Raw genomic sequence first — 16,196 nt, forward strand, 5'->3', positions numbered from 1 at the left:
TCGGGAAGAAGGATCATGAAGGCTGACATTCATCCGACGTACCGTGAGACCACGGTCGTCTGCACGTGCGGTTCCACGTTCACGACCCGCAGCACCAAGCCGGACGGTGTGATCAACGCCGAGGTGTGCTCGCAGTGCCACCCGTTCTACACCGGCAAGCAGAAGATCCTCGATGTCGGCGGACGGGTTGAGAAGTTCGAGCGGCGCTTCGGTCGTCGCCGTCCCGGCGACAAGCCCGGACCCGCAGCCAAGTAGCGAGTTGACAGCGCCCGTGCCGTGCGATCCGCAACGGCGCGGGTGCTGTCCGACCTAGGTCGACCGTGCCACCCTGGTAATCCGTGGGGTCTCCGGCGATACCTGAAGATCGTAGTCCCCCGCCTTGGCCACCCAGACCAGGAGACATCCGAAATGACGACTCCACTCGACGGTCTGCTCGCCGAGCACGCCGAGCTGGAGAGCCGTCTTGCGGATCCGGCGGTGCATGCCGACCCGGCCCTGGCGCGTAGTCTCGGCCGCAGATACGCGGAACTGACCCCGGTTGTGGAGACCGCGCGTGAGCTCGACCGGGTCGACGCGGATCTCACGACCGCCCGTGAGTTCGCCGCCGAGGACACCTCGTTCCGCGCTGAGGTCACGGAGCTGGAATCCGCGCATGCGGCGTTGCAGGACCGCCTGCGTACCCACCTGGTGCCCACCGATCCGGATGACGCCCGGGATGCGATCCTGGAGATCAAGGCCGGAGCGGGTGGTGAGGAGTCGGCTCTGTTCGCCGGGGACCTCCTGCGGATGTACCTGCGTTATGCCGAGCGGCGTGGCTGGCGTGCCGAGATCCTTGACGCGAATCCGAGTGACCTTGGCGGGTACCGGGACGTGAGTGTGGCGGTGAAGGCGGGTCGTGCCACCAGCGGTGGTGTCTTCGGCCGGCTTCGGTTCGAAGGCGGCGTCCACCGGGTGCAACGGGTTCCGGTCACCGAGTCCGCCGGTCGGATCCACACCTCGGCGGCGGGAGTCCTCGTGCTTCCCGAGGCCGAGGAGGTCGAGGTCGACATCGACCCGAACGACCTGCGCATCGACGTGTACCGGTCCTCCGGTCCCGGCGGGCAGAGCGTCAACACGACGGACTCGGCGGTGCGCATCACCCATCTTCCGAGCGGGTTGGTGGTGTCCTGCCAGAACGAGAAGAGCCAGCTCCAGAACAAGGAGTCCGCACTACGCATCCTGCGGGCCCGGCTGCTCGTCGTGGCCCGCGATCGAGCGCAGGCGGAGGCGTCGGCGGCACGGGCAAGCCAGGTCCGCACGGTGGACCGCTCCGAACGCGTCCGTACCTACAACTTCGCCGAGAACCGGATCAGCGACCACCGGGTCGGCTTCAAGGCGCACAACCTCGACCAGGTGCTGGACGGCGAACTCGACGAGGTGCTGGACGCCCTGGTCGCGGCGGACCTGGCGGCGCGGCTCACCGCCGGGGTGGGGACGTGACCTGCGTGTCCGTCCGGACCCCCGGCAGCCTGCCGGCCGAACTCGACGACGCGGTCGCCGCCCTCACCGCGGCCGGGGTCGCGAGTCCTCGGTCGGACGCGGAACAGCTCGCCGCATACGTGACCGGTCATCCTCGGTGGCGCCTCGCCCTGACCGCGACGATCAGTCCGCCGGACCGGGAGCGGTTTCGTGATCTGGTGGTGCGTCGTGTCGCGCGGGTACCGCTTCAGCATCTGGTGGGCACCGCCGGATTCCGGTATCTGACCCTGGACGTGGGGCCGGGGGTGTTCGTCCCCCGGCCGGAAACCGAGACCGTGGTCGGGTGGGCGCTGGACGCGATGCGCGCGGCCGGGCGGGCGGAACCGGTCTGCGTGGACCTGTGCACCGGTTCCGGCGCGATCGCCCTGTCGCTGGCGGATGAGCTGCCGGGCGCCCGGGTGCATGCTGTCGAGTTCGAGCCGGCCGCGCTGGCATGGGCGAGACGCAATGTTATGTCTATAGGACGTGGAGTGACGGTACATCATGCTGATGTGGGGATCGACGTCACTGGACGCAACCTCGACCACACCTCTCGCAGCCGTTCCACGGCCGGCTCCACCGGGCACGTCCCGGCGGTTGTCGACGAGCTGGCGGACCTCGTCGGCCGGGTCGATCTCGTGGTGAGCAACCCGCCGTACCTCTGCGACGACGAGCGGGACCAGGTCGAACCGGAGGTCGGCAGGCATGATCCGCCCGCCGCTCTGTGGGCCGGGCCGGACGGTCTGGCCGGGGTGCGTGCCGTCGCCGAGGCGGCTGCCGTTCTGCTGGGTGACGGCGGTCAGTTGGTGATCGAGCATTCCGATCGGCACGGTTCGGCGGCCCCCGCGCTCCTGCGGGCGTACGGATGCTGGGATGATGTTCTGGACCATCCAGACCTGGCGGGACGGGACCGGTTCGTCACCGCGTCGCGTCGAGCCCGGGGGTAACGAACCTCGGGGGTCGAACCCCGAGGGTAGTGGAGGAGCTGGTGAGCGAACGGTACGACTGTGCGGACGCCGAACGGCGTCCGGCGGGTCTTGACGCCGCGACCCGTACGGTGCGGCACGGCGGACTGGTCGTGCTGCCCACAGACACGCTGTACGGCATCGGAGCGGATGCGTTCGACCAGGTCGCGGTCCGCTCGCTGCTGGCGGCCAAGGGCCGGGGACGGGACATGCCGGTCCCGGTGCTGGTCGGTTCGTGGCGCACCCTCGACGGGCTGGTGGAACGGGTCACCGGTGACGTCCGCGACCTGGTACGGGCCTTCTGGCCCGGCGGGCTCACCCTGGTCGTGCGACATGCGCCGTCGTTGAGCTGGGATCTCGGTGACGCGCGCGGGACCGTGGCGGTGCGGATGCCGCTGCATCCGGTGGCGATCGAGCTGCTGGGCCGCACCGGCCCGATGGCGGTGTCCAGCGCGAACATCAGCGGTCAGCCGCCCGCGACCAGCGTGGATGACGCCATCGCCCAGCTCGGCGGATCCGTCGATGTGTACCTGGACGGCGGACCGTGTTCGGCTGGCGTAGCCTCGACGATTATCGACTGTACGGGTGACGTGCCGCGGGTGTTGCGGGCCGGCGCTGTCGACGTGGCGGCGTTGCGCGAGGTCCTCCCGTCGGTGCAGGTACCCGTGACGACCCGATGATGCTCCCGGCCCGCCACCACCTGGCGCCGTAAGCTGTCGGCGTCGTACCCGGCCGCCCTGGATGTTCTTTGGTCACTGGTGCGTAGGCCCTGGCGGGCAGGGAAGTTCCGCAGGAGGAGAGGCAGCTTATGAGCACCCCGTTCTGGGGCCCGGACTTCGATCAGCTCCGCGCCGAGGATGCCGAGATCGCCGACGTCGTTCTCGACGAGCTGGACCGTCTCCGCGGCGGTCTCCAGCTCATCGCGAGTGAGAACTTCACCTCGCCGGCGGTGCTGGCAGCCCTCGGTTCGACCTTGTCGAACAAGTATGCCGAGGGTTATCCGGGCCGTCGTTACTACGGTGGGTGTCAGGTTGTGGACCGCGCGGAGGAGATTGGCATCACCCGGGCCAAGGAGCTCTTCGGCGCCGAGCACGCCAACCTCCAGCCGCATTCCGGGGCGCAGGCCAACTTCGCGGTGTATGCGGCGCTACTCGTACCGGGTGACACGGTGCTGGCGATGTCGCTGCCGCACGGAGGCCATCTCACGCACGGCAGCCGGGTGAACTTCAGCGGGAAGTGGTTCAACGTGGTCGCCTATGGCGTCCGCGAGGATACTGAACTGATCGACTACGACGAGGTGCGTGATCTCGCGCGCCAGCACCGCCCAAAAATGATTATTTGTGGTGCCACCGCCTACCCCAGGCTGATCGACTTCGCGGCCTTCCGCTCGATCGCCGACGAGGTCGGAGCCTGGCTGATGGTGGATGCCGCCCATTTCATCGGCCTGGTCGCGGGCAAGGCCATTCCGAGCCCGGTTCCCTATGCCGACGTTGTCAGTTTCACCACCCACAAGGTCCTGCGTGGGCCCCGCGGCGGGATGATCGTATGCCGGGAGGAACTGGCCCAGCGGATCGACAAGGCGGTCTTCCCCTTCAGCCAGGGCGGGCCGCTCATGCATGCGGTCGCGGCCAAGGCGGTCGCGCTCCGAGAAGCCGCGACCCCGGCCTACCAGGACTATGCGCGGCAGGTCATCGTGAACGCGCAGGCCCTCGCGGACGGGCTCGCTGCCGAAGGTGTTCGACCGGTCGCCGGTGGTACCGATACACACCTTGCCCTGCTCGACCTTCGCGATCTCGGGGTTTCCGGTAAGGACGCCGAAACCCGGTGTGACGCCGCGCGCATCACGTTGAACAAGAACGCCATCCCGTACGATCCGCAGCCGCCCGCGGTTTCCTCCGGTATCCGGGTGGGAACGCCGGCGGTGACCACCCAGGGCATGCGGGAAGGTGAAATGAAGGAGATCGCGGCGCTCATCGCCCGGGCCGTCCGGGATCCGGGCGCGGCCACAGACGTCGCCACGACCGTCTCCGCCCTGGTGAGCCGGCATCCTGCCTACCCTCGGTAGATCGACGAATGCGTTAGGTCATTGCGGGAGTATCTGCTCGTCTTTGCAGCATCAGCGGCGGTCACGTTTCTGTGTACGCCGGTCGCACGTGGTTTCGCCATCTGGATCGGCGCGGTCGCGGCCGTCCGCGACCGCGACGTGCATGCGGTGCCGACGCCACGGCTCGGCGGCCTGGCCATGCTCGCGGGACTGGCCGCCGGGTTACTCGTTGCCGACCAGCTTCCGTTCCTGTCCGCGGTCTCCCAGGACTGGGCGGAACCGCATGCGGTTCTTGTCGCCGGCGTTCTGATCTGCCTGCTCGGAGTGGTGGATGACCGGTGGCCACTCGATCCGATAACCAAACTCGCGGGTCAGGTGGCCGCAGCCGGGGTGATGGTGCTCCTCGGAGTCCAGTGGTCATTCGCGGTCAATCCGGACAGCGACACCACCTTCAGCCTCGGGCCGGAGACGGCGGTGCCCCTGTCGATCCTTGCCACGGTCGTTCTTGTCAACGCGATGAACTTCATCGACGGCCTGGACGGCCTTGCCGCCGGGGTCGCGGCCATCGCCGCGGGCGCCACGTTCTACTTTGCCTACGAGGTTGCCGTGATCAATCACTTTTCCCGGGCGGCGCCGGCGGCGCTGCTCGCCGCCGTCACCGCCGGAGTCTGCGTCGGATTCCTGCCGCACAACTTCAACCCGGCCAGGCTCTTCATGGGCGACTCCGGCTCGATGCTGGTCGGCCTGCTCTCCGCCGCGTCCATGATCTCGGTAACCGGGCAGGTCGCCTACGGCGGGTACGCCGGGCCGTCCCGCTCCCTGCCGTCGCTGATTCCGCTGGCCATCCCGCTCGCCGTACTGGCCGTGCCGTTCATCGACCTCGGGCTGGCGGTCATCCGCCGGACGCGCGCGGGGCGGTCGCCGTTCGCTCCGGACAAAATGCATCTACATCACCGGATGCTGGAAATCGGACATTCCCACGTCCGCGCGGTACTCGTCATGTACTTCTGGGCAGCCCTGCTCGGTTTCGGTGGGGTGGCCGCGTCCTTCTCCCAGCAGCCGGTGCCCATCCTTGTCGGCGTTGTCGGCCTCGGGATCGTCGGACTTCTCGTCCTGTTGCTGGCCGGTCAGCGTTCTGTGCGGCGCGCATGATTGTTGCTGCCACCCGGACGATCCGGACCGGTCTGCTGGTGATGGCCGTGATCGCTGTTCCGGCCCTTGTCGTCGCAGGGTTCCTGCGGGGCGCGGCAGGGCTCGCCGGCGTTACCCTTGGTCTTTGTCTGGTTGCACTCTTCTTCACGGTCAGCAAGGTGGCGGTGAGTGTCGTCGCCAGTCGCTGGAAGGAACTGGTGCTGCCCACGGCACTCGGCACCTACGGTTTGAAGATCTTTATCCTTGGAGCTCTTCTCGTGAACCTGGATGGCTCCACCACAATCGATCTTCTTGCCTTTGCCTGGGCCATCTTCGGGGGAGTCCTCGGGTGGCTCGGCGCCGAACTGTGGGTTGCCACCCACACCCGCGTCCCCTTCTACGACCCGAAGGTTTTCCGAGCGCGGGAAAACTCCCGCCGTGACACGCTGAACCCGTGAGCAACGGGGAACGCAACTCTGGCGACGGCGAAGGGCAGCCCGAGCGGGACCGGCCGCCGCCGCGCCCCTACCGGCCGGGAGTGATCTCCGGAGAGGCGTGGAGCGTCGTCGGCACTCTGCTGGCGGGGACCGGTTTCTGGGGGCTGGTCGGCTACGGGATCGACCGCCTCGCCGGCCTTCACACCGTCTTCCTGCCGGCCGGGGTCCTCGTGGGCATGGCCGCCGCGGTCTATCTCGTGATCTACCGGACCACGCGGCATTAGTGTGTCGCGATGTTTCCGTTGCGCCACTGGGATGACATCCCGCAGTCGGTTGATGTCGAAGCGTTGATGCCGGGGCGGCGAAAGTGAACGTTAAGGTAACGTTCAGGTGAACAGAAGAGTGAGTAAGGTCCAGCTGTCTCGGAGTTGATGCCCGTACCGCCGGGGTGTGGATAGTATCGCCAGTGCTGGATGTCGGCTTGCTGACATCCACTGTGAGTCGTGTCTCCTGTCGGTCCTGCCGGGTCATGATCATGCCATGTCGTTGGATCGTCGTGTCTGGCGGGATGGTCGTCTCGGCGCGGTGTGCATGTTTGGCGCACTGCCGTGTCCGGGTGGGGCCGGCCCGCGCCGGGCGGGGCTGTCCCGCCTGAACCAGATAGGGTGAGTCCACACCGCCGCCGGTACGGCTGCGTCTCTTCCTCGCTGGTAAGAGTGTATTTTGATCATGGAGGTGTACGTCGTGCCGGTCGTCACGGGTTCCGTGGTCCTCGCTGACGAGGGCTTCCACGGCCCGACCAAGGAGGTGTTCCAGCCCCCGCACTGGTTCGACATCCAGATCGGATCGGTTGATTTCTACCTGAACAAGGCGACAGGGCTGGGGATCTTCGCCGCGCTGTTCGTCGGCGTGGTTTTCTGGCTGGGTTTCCGGCGCGCCACGATCGTGCCCCGTGGGTTGCAGAACGTGTGCGAGTCGATCTACGAATTCATAGACACGCAGATCTCCCGGGACGTCATCGGGGAGAACGGGCGCAAGTACACACCGTATTTTGTTGTGCTTTTCAGCTTCGTGCTGATCTGTAACCTGCTCGCGATCGTCCCCATCGCACAGTTCCCGGCGACCTCGCGGATAGCGATTCCGATCGTCCTGTCCGCCATCAGCTATGTGCTGTTCAACTACGCGGGCATCAAGGCGAACGGCGCCAGGGCCTACTTCGGGCACATGCTCAACCCGGCTCCGACGGCTCCCATCTTCGTGAAGATTCTGCTCGGGCCGATCGAGATTCTGTCCACCCTGATCGTCCGGCCGTTCACGCTGGCCGTCCGGTTGTTCGCGAACATGTTCGCCGGCCATATCCTGCTGCTGGTCTTCTCGCTCGGAGCGGACTACCTGCTACCCAAGCCACCCTTTGTCTTCGGTGCTGCCTCGCTGCTGGTGACGGTCGTGCTGACCGGGTTCGAACTCATCATCGACGGCTTGCAGGCGTACATCATCACGATCCTCACGGCTGCCTTCATCGCCGGTGCGGTCGAAGAGCACGGGGGCGAGCACGAGAGTTCTCTCTCGGCCGACCATGCTCCTGCCGTGAGTGGGGCGCCCGCTATGAGCGGCGCGCCCGCCGGGGCGCACGCATAAAAGGTTCGGACACCCCGATCAGCACCGCGGCAGGTCCCGGTGCCCGACTGGAAAAGGAATATGACATGGCAGACCCCACCTTGGTGCTTGCCGCCGCCGACAAGGTGACCGGCTCCCTCGGAGCAGTCGCCTATGGCCTGGCGGCCATCGGGCCGGGTATCGGTATCGGTCTTATCTTCGGCCTGGGTGTGCAGGCCATCGCCCGCCAGCCAGAGGCCGAGCAGGTCGCCTTCCGTTACATGATCATCGGCTTCGCCCTCGCCGAAGCGCTGGCCCTGATCGGTTTCGTCGTCCCCTTCGTCTTCAGCTGAGTCGGAGGAAGACACTGTGCCGACCACGGCCCTCCTGGTAATAGCCGAGGGGAGTTCACGCTCGGACGAGAACGTCCTCGTCCCACCGATCAGCGAGTTGCTGATCGGTGCCTTGTCGTTCGGCCTGCTCGTGGCCTTTTTCTTCTGGAAGATCTACCCGCAGGTCAAGCGGACATACGCCGAGCGGACGGATCGCATAGAAGGCAGTCTTGCACGTGCCGAGCGCGCTCAGCGGGAGGCTCAGGACCTGCTCACGTCCTACCGCGCGCAGCTCGCCGAAGCACAGGCCGAGGCGGGACGCATCCGTGACGACGCCAGGGAGCAGGGACGCCAGATCCTCGAGGCGCTGCGCGCGCAGGCCGATGGCGAGGTCGCTGAGATCAAGGCGCGTGGTGAGGCCCAGCTCGCCGCCGAACGGTCGCAGATCGTTGCTCAGATCCGGCGCGAGGTCGGTGACATCGCGCTCGAACTCGCCACGAAGATCGTGGGTCACGAACTGGAACGGGACGACCGTCAGCGTCAGCTCGTCGACGACTTCATCGTGGGCCTGGAGCGGCCGGACGACTCGGCGGTTCCGACGCCGGCCGGGCCGGGGGGCTGAGGCGTGGAGGGATCCAGCCGACGTTCACTGGCGGCGGCACGGGCACGGTTGGACGAACTGACCGCCGCCCCACCGCCAGGTTCCACGACGCGGTCCCGCTACCCGATCGACTTCGGCCGCCTCGCGGACGACCTGGACGCGGTCGTGGACCTGCTCGATCGGGAGCCGCCGGTCCGGCGAGCGCTGGCTGATCCGGGAGTGCCCGGACCGGCCAGGTCCGGGCTGGCGGCCAGGTTGTTCGGTCAGCAGATCTCGGATGCGGCCCTGGACGTTCTTCAGACCGCGGTTACCGGGCGCTGGGCCCGGCCGTTGGACCTCCAGCACGCGCTGTCGGAGCTGGGGGTCGAGGCCCTGCTTGCCCGGGCACAACGAGAAGGAGCCCTCGACGATGTCGAGGACGAGCTGTTCCGGTTCGGACGCATCCTCAACCGGACGCCGGAGCTTTCCCTGGCCCTAAGCGACCCGGCCGTCCCGGTGCCCGCCAAGCAGGCGCTGGTGGGCAGGTTGCTGGACGGAAAGGGCAGGCCGGTCACGGTCCGTCTCATCCAACGTGCGGTCGCCGAGCGCTACCACGGTGACCTTGAACGCCGGCTTGAGCAGCTGACCGTGATTGCCGCGGCCCGTCGTAACCGGCTTGTCGCCGTGGTGCGCACCGCGGTTCCTCTCACGGGCGATCAGATTTTCCGGTTGCGGACAGCGATCAGCCGGTATTTTGGCCGTGATGTCCAACTTCAGGTCGACGTCGATCCCGCTGTTCTGGGCGGCGTTGTCGTGCGGGTGGGTGACGAGGTGGTCGACGGCAGCGTCGCTCGCCGCCTCACCGACGCCCGCCGGCGGCTGCTCCGATAGAGCGCTCTCGTGGACACCCAGACCTCGCATGACCTGCGGGACGTGCCCTCACCATTTATTGAAGGACCGAAGCGATGACTGAGCTCTCCATCCGACCGGAGGAAATCCGCGCCGCCCTCCGGGACTACGTCGACTCCTACCAGGCATCCGTCGGAGAGCGCGAGGAGGTCGGCCGGGTCGTCGTCGCAGGCGACGGCATCGCGCGGGTCGAGGGCCTGCCGCACGCCATGACCAACGAGCTGCTGGAGTTCCACGGCGGCGTACTGGGCCTGGCGCTCAACCTTGACGTGGCCGAGATCGGCTGCGTCATCCTGGGCGAGTCCGAGCACATCGAGGAAGGCCAGGAGGTCCGCCGGACCGGCGAGATCCTCTCCGTCCCGGTCGGGGACGGCTTCCTCGGCCGTGTGGTGGACCCGCTGGGCCGCCCGATCGACGGCCTCGGGGAGATCGTTTCCACCGAGTCCCGGGCTCTGGAACTACAGGCACCCACGGTGGTGCAGCGCCAGCCGGTCAAGGAGCCGCTCCAGACCGGTATCAAGGCGGTGGACGCCATGACGGCCATCGGCCGTGGCCAGCGTCAGCTGATCATTGGTGACCGGCAGACGGGCAAGAGTGCCGTCGCTCTGGACGCGATCATCAACCAGCGTGAGAACTGGGCGACGGGTGACCCCAAGCGCCAGGTCAAGTGCGTGTATGTGGCGATCGGGCAGAAGAAGTCGACGATCCGGGCCGTCCTCAACACCCTGGAGGAGACCGGCGCGCTGGCCTACACGACCATCGTGGCGGCGCCCGCCGACCAGCCGGCCGGTTTCAAGTACCTCGCGCCCTACACCGGTTCCGCCATCGGCCAGCACTGGATGTACAACGGCCAGCACGCCCTGATCGTCTTTGACGACCTCTCGAAGCAGGCCGAGGCGTACCGCGCGATCTCGCTGCTGCTACGCCGCCCGCCGGGCCGCGAGGCGTACCCGGGTGACGTGTTCTACCTGCACTCCCGGCTGTTGGAGCGGTGCGCGAAGCTCTCGGACGAGCTCGGTGGCGGGTCCATGACCGGTCTGCCGATCATCGAGACCAAGGGTAACGACATCTCGGCGTACATCCCGACCAACGTCATCTCGATCACCGATGGACAGATCTTCCTCGAGACCGACCTGTTCAACCAGGGTGTCCGTCCGGCCATCAACGTCGGTACCTCGGTCTCGCGGGTGGGCGGCAGCGCTCAGATCAAGGCCATGAAGGCGGTCGCGGGGCGGCTCCGGCTGGACCTCGCGCAGTACCGCGAGCTGGAGGCCTTCTCGGCCTTCGGCTCCGACCTGGACAAGGCGTCGCGTGCCCAGCTCGACCGGGGCGCACGCATGGTCGAACTGCTCAAGCAGCCGCAGTACGAGCCCTACCCGGTCGAACGGCAGGTCGTGTCGATCTGGGCGGGCACGTCCGGGCAGCTCGACGATGTGCCGGTCGCGGACATCCGCCGCTTCGAGCGTGAGTTCCTTGAGTTCGTCGAGCGGGCCCAGGGCGGGATCTACACCACGATCCTGCAGACCGGCAAGCTGGACGACGACACCCTGGCGTCGCTGGAGAACCTGATCGCGAAGTTCAAGAGCGAGTTCACGTTGACGGGCGGTCAGCCGTTGGTCAACGAGCCGCTGCCCGAGAGCCTCGATCCGTCCGAGGTGGAACACGAGGCGATCAAGGTGCACACTCCGAAGCCGAAGGCCGAGGACTGAGACCGTGGCCGGCCAGCTCCGCGAGTACCGGCGCCGCATCCGTTCGGTACAGTCGACCAAGAAGATCACTCGGGCGATGGAACTCATCGCCGCATCCAGGATCGTGAAGGCCAAGGCGAGGGTTGCCGCTTCCCGGCCGTACGCAGATGAGATCACCCGGGTGATCTCGGCGGTTGCCTCGCAGACGTCGATCCGCCATCCGCTGACGACCGAGCACACCGATGCGCGGCGGGTGGCGGTCCTCGTGGTCACCAGCGACCGCGGGCTTGCCGGTGGTTACAACGCCAACGTGCTTCGTCGGACCGGTGAGCTGCTGGAACTGCTGCGGTCCGAGGGCAAGGAGCCGGTGCTGTACGCGGTCGGCCGCAAGGCCGTGACCTACTACCGCTTCCGTGGCCGGGAGCTGGGCGGGGACTTCACCGGATTCTCCGAGCAGCCGAGCTACGACAACGCCAAAGAAGTAGCGGACGCGCTGATCGCCCGGTTCGTGGAGTCGACGGACGCGGGCGGCGTGGACGAGATCCACGTCGTCTACACCGAATACGTCAACACCCTGACGCAACGGCCGGTCGCGCACCGCATCCTCCCGCTGGTACTTGAGGCGACCTCCGAACCCCCGCCAGGAGGCCCGCTCCCGCAGTACGAGTTCGAGCCGTCTCCCGAGGGCGTGCTCGACGCGCTGCTTCCCCGCTATGTGGAGAGCCGTCTGTACGCGGCGCTGCTCGAGTCCGCGGCGTCGGAGTCGGCGGCACGCCAGCGGGCGATGAAGTCCGCGACCGACAATGCCGGAGAACTGATCAAGACTTACACCCGGCGCGCGAACGCCGCCCGCCAGGACGCGATCACCCAGGAGATTTCCGAGATCGTCGGCGGCGCCGACGCACTCGCCCAGGCATCGTAGACATCGACGACCGTCCACCGAAGAACACCCGAAGTCGCTGGCATCCAGGCATCCTGGCGGAGTCGCCGGCGGCGGAGGGCACGAAGATGGAACTGAAGATGAAATTGAGGACACCATGACCGTCACCACCACCTCGCCCGCCGCGGCGGAGGGCAAGGCCCCTGGGACCGGCCGGGTCTCCCGTGTCATCGGCCCGGTCGTCGATGTGGAGTTCGCGCCCGAGGAGATCCCCGAGATCTACCATGCACTGCGCGTCGACCGCACCATCAACGGGCAGACCGCGACGCTGACGCTCGAGGTCGCACAGCACATCGGTGACAACACCGTCCGAACGATCTCCATGCAGCAGACCGACGGTCTGGTGCGTGGAGCACCCGTCCACGATACCGGTTCACCGATCACGGTTCCCGTCGGCAACGCCACCAAGGGGCACGTGTTCAACGTGCTCGGCGAGCCGCTCGACGTCGACAGCGTCGATACCGACGTGCGCATGCCGATCCACGCACTGGCGCCCGCGTTCGACCAGCTTGAGTCGAAGACCGAGATGTTCCCGACCGGCATCAAGGTCATCGACCTGCTGGCACCGTACGTGCGTGGCGGGAAGATCGGCCTGTTCGGTGGTGCCGGTGTCGGCAAGACGGTCGTCATCCAAGAAATGATCAACCGTGTTGCCAAGCAGTTCAGTGGTGTGTCGGTGTTCGCCGGAGTCGGCGAACGGACCCGTGAGGGCAACGACCTGTTCCTGGAGATGACCGAGGCCGGCGTCATCAACGACACCGCGCTGGTCTTCGGCCAGATGGACGAGCCACCCGGCACCCGGCTGCGGATCGCGCTCGCCGCGCTGACCATGGCCGAGTACTTCCGGGACGTCCAGAAGCAGGACGTGCTGTTGTTCATCGACAACATCTTCCGGTTCACCCAGGCCGGCTCGGAGGTCTCGACCCTGCTCGGACGGATGCCGAGCGCCGTGGGCTACCAGCCCACCCTCGCCGACGAGATGGGTGTCCTGCAGGAGCGCATCACCTCGACGCGTGGCCACTCCATCACCTCGTTGCAGGCGATCTACGTCCCGGCGGACGACATCACCGACCCGGCCCCGCACACGACGTTCACCCATCTCGATGCGACCACGGTGCTTTCCCGTGCCATCTCCGACCTGGGAATCTACCCGGCCGTGGACCCGCTCGACTCCACCTCCCGCATCCTCGACGCCCGCTATCTCGGCCAGGAGCACTACGACGTGGCGCGCGAGGTGCAGCGCATCCTGCAGCGCTACAAGGACCTGCAGGACATCATCGCGATTCTCGGTATCGACGAACTCTCCGAAGAGGACAAGATCCTCGTCAATCGGGCGCGGCGTATCCAGCGCTTCCTGTCGCAGCCGTTCTTCGTCGCGGAGCAGTTCACCGGTATCCCGGGTACCTTCGTCCCGCTTGAGGACACGATCAAGTCGTTCAAGAAGCTGACCGAGGGGGAGTACGACCACCTTCCGGAACAGGCGTTCTTCATGTGCGGTGGGATCGAGGACGCGGAGAAGAAGGCGAAGGACCTCTAGAACCACTTCCGGAGGCTGGAGCCTCCACAGCCGGAGGCGGCGCGATCATTGCTTGCCTCGCGCCGCCGGCCGGTCCGGGTCCGTGGCCTGCGGGTCATCGAGCTGGATCGGCTCCGCGACCGGTCGTTGCCGAGGCGGGACCGACCGGCGACAGCTTCCATGAACGACAAGCCGTTGCACGACAAGCCGTTGAACGACGGCACCGAGGACCGACGACAGCGGGAAGGACGGCAGCGGGATGCCGATGCGCGTGGCGATCGTCTCGCCGGAGAAGGAAGTCTGGTCGGGAGAGGCCGACATGGTCGTGGCCCGGACCACGGAAGGCGAGATCGGTGTGCAGCCGGGGCACGTTCCGCTGCTCGGTGTTCTCGTCACGAACGGTGAAGTACGGGTGAAAACCGGCGGGAGCACCGTGACCGTCGCGGTGGATGGTGGATTCCTGTCGGTGACCAAGCAGGGCGTCAGCATCCTCGCGGAACACGCGGTCCTGTCGGCCGGATCCGCCCAATCCTGACCATTGGCCGTCGCCGGGGCCTGCGGTGAGGACTCTCAGCGGTTGGCACCCGGCTTCCACAGGACATCCCCACCGGGGTTGGCTGCCCGGGAGAGGATGAACAGGAGATCGGAAAGTCTGTTCAGGTAACGGGCGGGCAGGGCACCGGTGCGGTCGGGATCGTGCTCCATCAGTGCCCAGGTGGAACGCTCGGCGCGACGGGTTACCGTCCGTGCCACATGCAGCAGCGCGGCGCCCGGCGAGCCGCCGGGCAGGATGAACGAGTCCAGTTTGGGCAGGTCCTTGTTGTGGTGGTCACAGGCCTCCTCGAGGCGCTCGACGTAGGCCTCGGTCACCCGCAGTGGTGGGAACCCGGGATTTTCCACGACAGGCGTACACAGGTCCGCCCCGAGGTCGAAGAGGTCGTTCTGTACCTGGGCGAGCAGCGCCCGGACGTCCTCGGCGAGTGCTCCGAGCGCCAGCGCCACGCCGATCGCCGCGTTGGCCTCGTCCACGTCCGCGTAGGCGGCGAGTCGTGGGTCGGTCTTGCGGACCCGGGACATGTCGCCGAGAGCGGTCGTCCCGTCGTCCCCGGTCCGGGTGTAGATCCGGGTCAGGTGGATGGCCATGGCAGTCACACTATGCCGAACCGGTTCGGCTGCGGGCGCCGAGCTGGCTGCGCTGAGCTGGCAAGGACTGGGTGTGCCGACCTGGCCTCACCGTGCCGGCCGGCCGGCACTGAAGACCGGGCGGCAAGGCCATAGCATCGAGTCCCGTGGAACGCTTCCTCGTCACGGGCGGGTCTCGGCTTGCCGGCGAGGTAGGCGTCCCGGGAGCGAAGAACTCCGTACTCAAACTGATGGCCGCGAGCCTGCTTGCTCACGGCCGGACGACTCTTCGCGCCGTGCCTGACATTCTCGACGTCGAGGTCATGGCCGATGTGCTGCGAGCGCTCGGGGCTGCTGTCGACCGGGACCTGACCCGGGAATCACTGTCGATCGACGTGCCGGCAAGGCCCGGCGCGGCGGCCGACAGCGACATCGTCCGGCGGATCCGGGCGTCGGTCGTCGTGCTCGGGCCGCTGGTCGCCCGCTGCGGTGAGGCGCGGGTGGCGCTGCCGGGAGGGGACGCGATCGGTGCGCGCGCGCTCGACATGCACGTCAACGGGCTGACGAAGCTCGGAGCCGTGGTGGACGTCGAGGCCGGGACCCTGGTGGCCCGGTCGTCCGGCCGCCTGCAGGGGGCCTCGATCTGGCTGGACTTCCCCAGTGTCGGCGCCACCGAGAACCTCATGATGGCCGGGGCGCTGGCCAAGGGCACCACGGTGATCGATAATGCCGCTCGTGAACCAGAGATCGCCGATCTCTGCGCGATGCTCACGGCGATGGGCGCGAAGCTCGACGGAGCGGGCACGTCCACGCTGGTCATCGACGGCGTCGACGAACTGCGGCCGACCGTGCACGACACCGTTGCGGACCGCATCGTCGCCGGGACCTTTGCCATCGGCGCGTTGATGACAGGCGGTGATGTGCTGATTCGGGGCGGTCGTGCCGACCACCTCGACATCGTGCTTGACAAGCTGACGACGGCGGGTGCCACCGTGGACGTCCGCGGTGACGGCTTCCGGGTGGTGGCGGACCGGCCGCCGCGCTCGATCGACGTGGTGACCCTGCCCTACCCGGGCTTTCCGACGGATCTCCTGCCGCAGACCATCGCCCTGGAAGCGGTCAGCGAAGGGGTCTCCCTCATCACCGAGAACGTCTTTGACAGCCGTTTCGTGTTCTGCCGTGAGCTGTTGAAGCTCGGCGCGGATCTGCGTACAGACGGTCACCACGTGGTCGTTCGCCGCACCGACCGGCTGGTCGGCGCGCCCGTGGTGGCCTCGGACGTCCGGGCGGGAGCCGGGCTTGTGCTCGCCGGTCTGGTAGCCGACGGGACCACGGATGTGAGTGAGGTTCACCATATCGACCGCGGTTACGCGGGTTTCGTCGAGCAGCTGCGAGACCTTGGCGCGAACGTCCGGCGGGAACCGCCCGCCGCGCGCTGA

General features: G+C 67.3%; 18 protein-coding genes. 17 read left to right on the top strand and 1 reads right to left on the bottom strand.

Annotation, left to right across the window (positions count from 1 at the left end):
• The first annotated feature begins 15 nt into the window (after positions 1 to 15).
• The 16 genes from rpmE (at position 16) to NBW77_RS05270 (ending at position 14,170) form a co-directional block, all read left to right on the top strand.
• A complete protein-coding gene (rpmE, locus tag NBW77_RS05195) occupies positions 16 to 255 on the top strand; it encodes a 50S ribosomal protein L31 (protein ID WP_131748361.1) in 240 nt (79 codons plus the stop codon).
• Positions 256 to 408: 153 nt separating this feature from the next.
• A complete protein-coding gene (gene prfA, locus NBW77_RS05200; protein ID WP_131748359.1) occupies positions 409 to 1,479 on the top strand; it encodes a peptide chain release factor 1 in 1,071 nt (356 codons plus the stop codon).
• Positions 1,476 to 2,444, top strand: coding sequence for a peptide chain release factor N(5)-glutamine methyltransferase (prmC, locus tag NBW77_RS05205; RefSeq protein WP_131748357.1), 969 nt, complete (start codon positions 1,476 to 1,478; stop codon positions 2,442 to 2,444). The genes prfA and prmC overlap by 4 nt, the downstream gene beginning before the upstream one ends.
• Before the next feature lie 41 nt (positions 2,445 to 2,485).
• Complete coding sequence (locus NBW77_RS05210; protein ID WP_131748355.1) at positions 2,486 to 3,142, top strand: L-threonylcarbamoyladenylate synthase; 657 nt, start codon at positions 2,486 to 2,488, stop codon at positions 3,140 to 3,142.
• Positions 3,143 to 3,270: 128 nt separating this feature from the next.
• Positions 3,271 to 4,527 (top strand): serine hydroxymethyltransferase, encoded by a 1,257-nt coding sequence (gene glyA, locus NBW77_RS05215; RefSeq protein WP_131748353.1) that lies wholly within the window; start codon positions 3,271 to 3,273, stop codon positions 4,525 to 4,527.
• Positions 4,528 to 4,548: 21 nt separating this feature from the next.
• Positions 4,549 to 5,658, top strand: coding sequence for an MraY family glycosyltransferase (locus NBW77_RS05220; RefSeq protein ID WP_131748351.1), 1,110 nt, complete (start codon positions 4,549 to 4,551; stop codon positions 5,656 to 5,658).
• Positions 5,655 to 6,095 carry a Cg1360 family ATP-synthase-associated protein gene (locus NBW77_RS05225; RefSeq protein WP_131748349.1) on the top strand — a complete coding sequence of 147 codons (441 nt, stop codon included), beginning with the start codon at positions 5,655 to 5,657 and terminating at the stop codon, positions 6,093 to 6,095. Before NBW77_RS05220 ends, NBW77_RS05225 begins: the two co-directional genes overlap by 4 nt.
• Positions 6,092 to 6,358, top strand: coding sequence for an AtpZ/AtpI family protein (locus NBW77_RS05230; protein WP_131748347.1), 267 nt, complete (start codon positions 6,092 to 6,094; stop codon positions 6,356 to 6,358). Before NBW77_RS05225 ends, NBW77_RS05230 begins: the two co-directional genes overlap by 4 nt.
• A 445-nt stretch (positions 6,359 to 6,803) precedes the next feature.
• Entirely contained in the window at positions 6,804 to 7,712 is a 909-nt protein-coding gene (atpB, locus tag NBW77_RS05235) for a F0F1 ATP synthase subunit A (RefSeq protein ID WP_131748345.1), read from the top strand.
• A gap of 65 nt (positions 7,713 to 7,777) precedes the next feature.
• Positions 7,778 to 8,023 (top strand): ATP synthase subunit C-like protein, encoded by a 246-nt coding sequence (locus tag NBW77_RS05240; RefSeq protein ID WP_131748343.1) that lies wholly within the window; start codon positions 7,778 to 7,780, stop codon positions 8,021 to 8,023.
• A gap of 16 nt (positions 8,024 to 8,039) precedes the next feature.
• Positions 8,040 to 8,624, top strand: a complete 585-nt coding sequence (locus NBW77_RS05245; RefSeq protein WP_250279353.1) for a F0F1 ATP synthase subunit B — start codon at positions 8,040 to 8,042, stop codon at positions 8,622 to 8,624.
• Between the two features lie 3 nt (positions 8,625 to 8,627).
• A complete protein-coding gene (locus tag NBW77_RS05250) occupies positions 8,628 to 9,473 on the top strand; it encodes a F0F1 ATP synthase subunit delta (RefSeq protein ID WP_131748341.1) in 846 nt (281 codons plus the stop codon).
• A 74-nt stretch (positions 9,474 to 9,547) separates the two neighbouring features.
• A complete protein-coding gene (atpA, locus tag NBW77_RS05255) occupies positions 9,548 to 11,200 on the top strand; it encodes a F0F1 ATP synthase subunit alpha (RefSeq protein ID WP_131748339.1) in 1,653 nt (550 codons plus the stop codon).
• A 4-nt stretch (positions 11,201 to 11,204) separates the two neighbouring features.
• The gene (locus NBW77_RS05260) at positions 11,205 to 12,101 is read left to right on the top strand and encodes a F0F1 ATP synthase subunit gamma (protein WP_131748337.1); all 897 of its coding nucleotides are present in this window, start codon (positions 11,205 to 11,207) and stop codon (positions 12,099 to 12,101) included.
• A gap of 115 nt (positions 12,102 to 12,216) precedes the next feature.
• Positions 12,217 to 13,656, top strand: a complete 1,440-nt coding sequence (gene atpD / locus NBW77_RS05265) for a F0F1 ATP synthase subunit beta (RefSeq protein WP_131748335.1) — start codon at positions 12,217 to 12,219, stop codon at positions 13,654 to 13,656.
• 238 nt (positions 13,657 to 13,894) lie between these two features.
• On the top strand, positions 13,895 to 14,170 hold the full coding sequence (locus tag NBW77_RS05270; RefSeq protein ID WP_131748333.1) for a F0F1 ATP synthase subunit epsilon: 276 nt from the start codon (positions 13,895 to 13,897) through the stop codon (positions 14,168 to 14,170).
• A gap of 35 nt (positions 14,171 to 14,205) precedes the next feature.
• On the opposite strand, the gene NBW77_RS05275 is transcribed toward NBW77_RS05270, so the two are convergent.
• Positions 14,206 to 14,778 (bottom strand): cob(I)yrinic acid a,c-diamide adenosyltransferase, encoded by a 573-nt coding sequence (locus NBW77_RS05275; protein ID WP_131748331.1) that lies wholly within the window; start codon positions 14,776 to 14,778, stop codon positions 14,206 to 14,208.
• Positions 14,779 to 14,924: 146 nt separating this feature from the next.
• Here NBW77_RS05275 and murA point away from each other — a divergent pair, with 146 nt between their 5' ends.
• Entirely contained in the window at positions 14,925 to 16,196 is a 1,272-nt protein-coding gene (gene murA, locus NBW77_RS05280; protein WP_131748329.1) for a UDP-N-acetylglucosamine 1-carboxyvinyltransferase, read from the top strand.

Origin of the sequence: Frankia sp. Cppng1_Ct_nod (genome assembly GCF_920656135.1) — a bacterium.
Taxonomy (GTDB): domain Bacteria; phylum Actinomycetota; class Actinomycetes; order Frankiales; family Frankiaceae; genus Protofrankia; species Protofrankia meridionalis.

Bases quoted from the DNA above. Each gene is read 5' to 3' on its own strand.
- rpmE (WP_131748361.1), top strand. From the start codon at position 16: ATGAAGGCTGACATTCATCCGACGTACCGTGAGACCACGGTCGTCTGC.
- prfA (WP_131748359.1), top strand. From the start codon at position 409: ATGACGACTCCACTCGACGGTCTGCTCGCCGAGCACGCCGAGCTGGAG.
- glyA (WP_131748353.1), top strand. From the start codon at position 3,271: ATGAGCACCCCGTTCTGGGGCCCGGACTTCGATCAGCTCCGCGCCGAG.
- NBW77_RS05225 (WP_131748349.1), top strand. From the start codon at position 5,655: ATGATTGTTGCTGCCACCCGGACGATCCGGACCGGTCTGCTGGTGATG.
- atpB (WP_131748345.1), top strand. From the start codon at position 6,804: ATGGAGGTGTACGTCGTGCCGGTCGTCACGGGTTCCGTGGTCCTCGCT.
- NBW77_RS05240 (WP_131748343.1), top strand. From the start codon at position 7,778: ATGGCAGACCCCACCTTGGTGCTTGCCGCCGCCGACAAGGTGACCGGC.
- atpA (WP_131748339.1), top strand. From the start codon at position 9,548: ATGACTGAGCTCTCCATCCGACCGGAGGAAATCCGCGCCGCCCTCCGG.
- atpD (WP_131748335.1), top strand. From the start codon at position 12,217: ATGACCGTCACCACCACCTCGCCCGCCGCGGCGGAGGGCAAGGCCCCT.
- NBW77_RS05270 (WP_131748333.1), top strand. From the start codon at position 13,895: ATGCCGATGCGCGTGGCGATCGTCTCGCCGGAGAAGGAAGTCTGGTCG.
- NBW77_RS05275 (WP_131748331.1), bottom strand. From the start codon at position 14,778: ATGGCCATCCACCTGACCCGGATCTACACCCGGACCGGGGACGACGGG.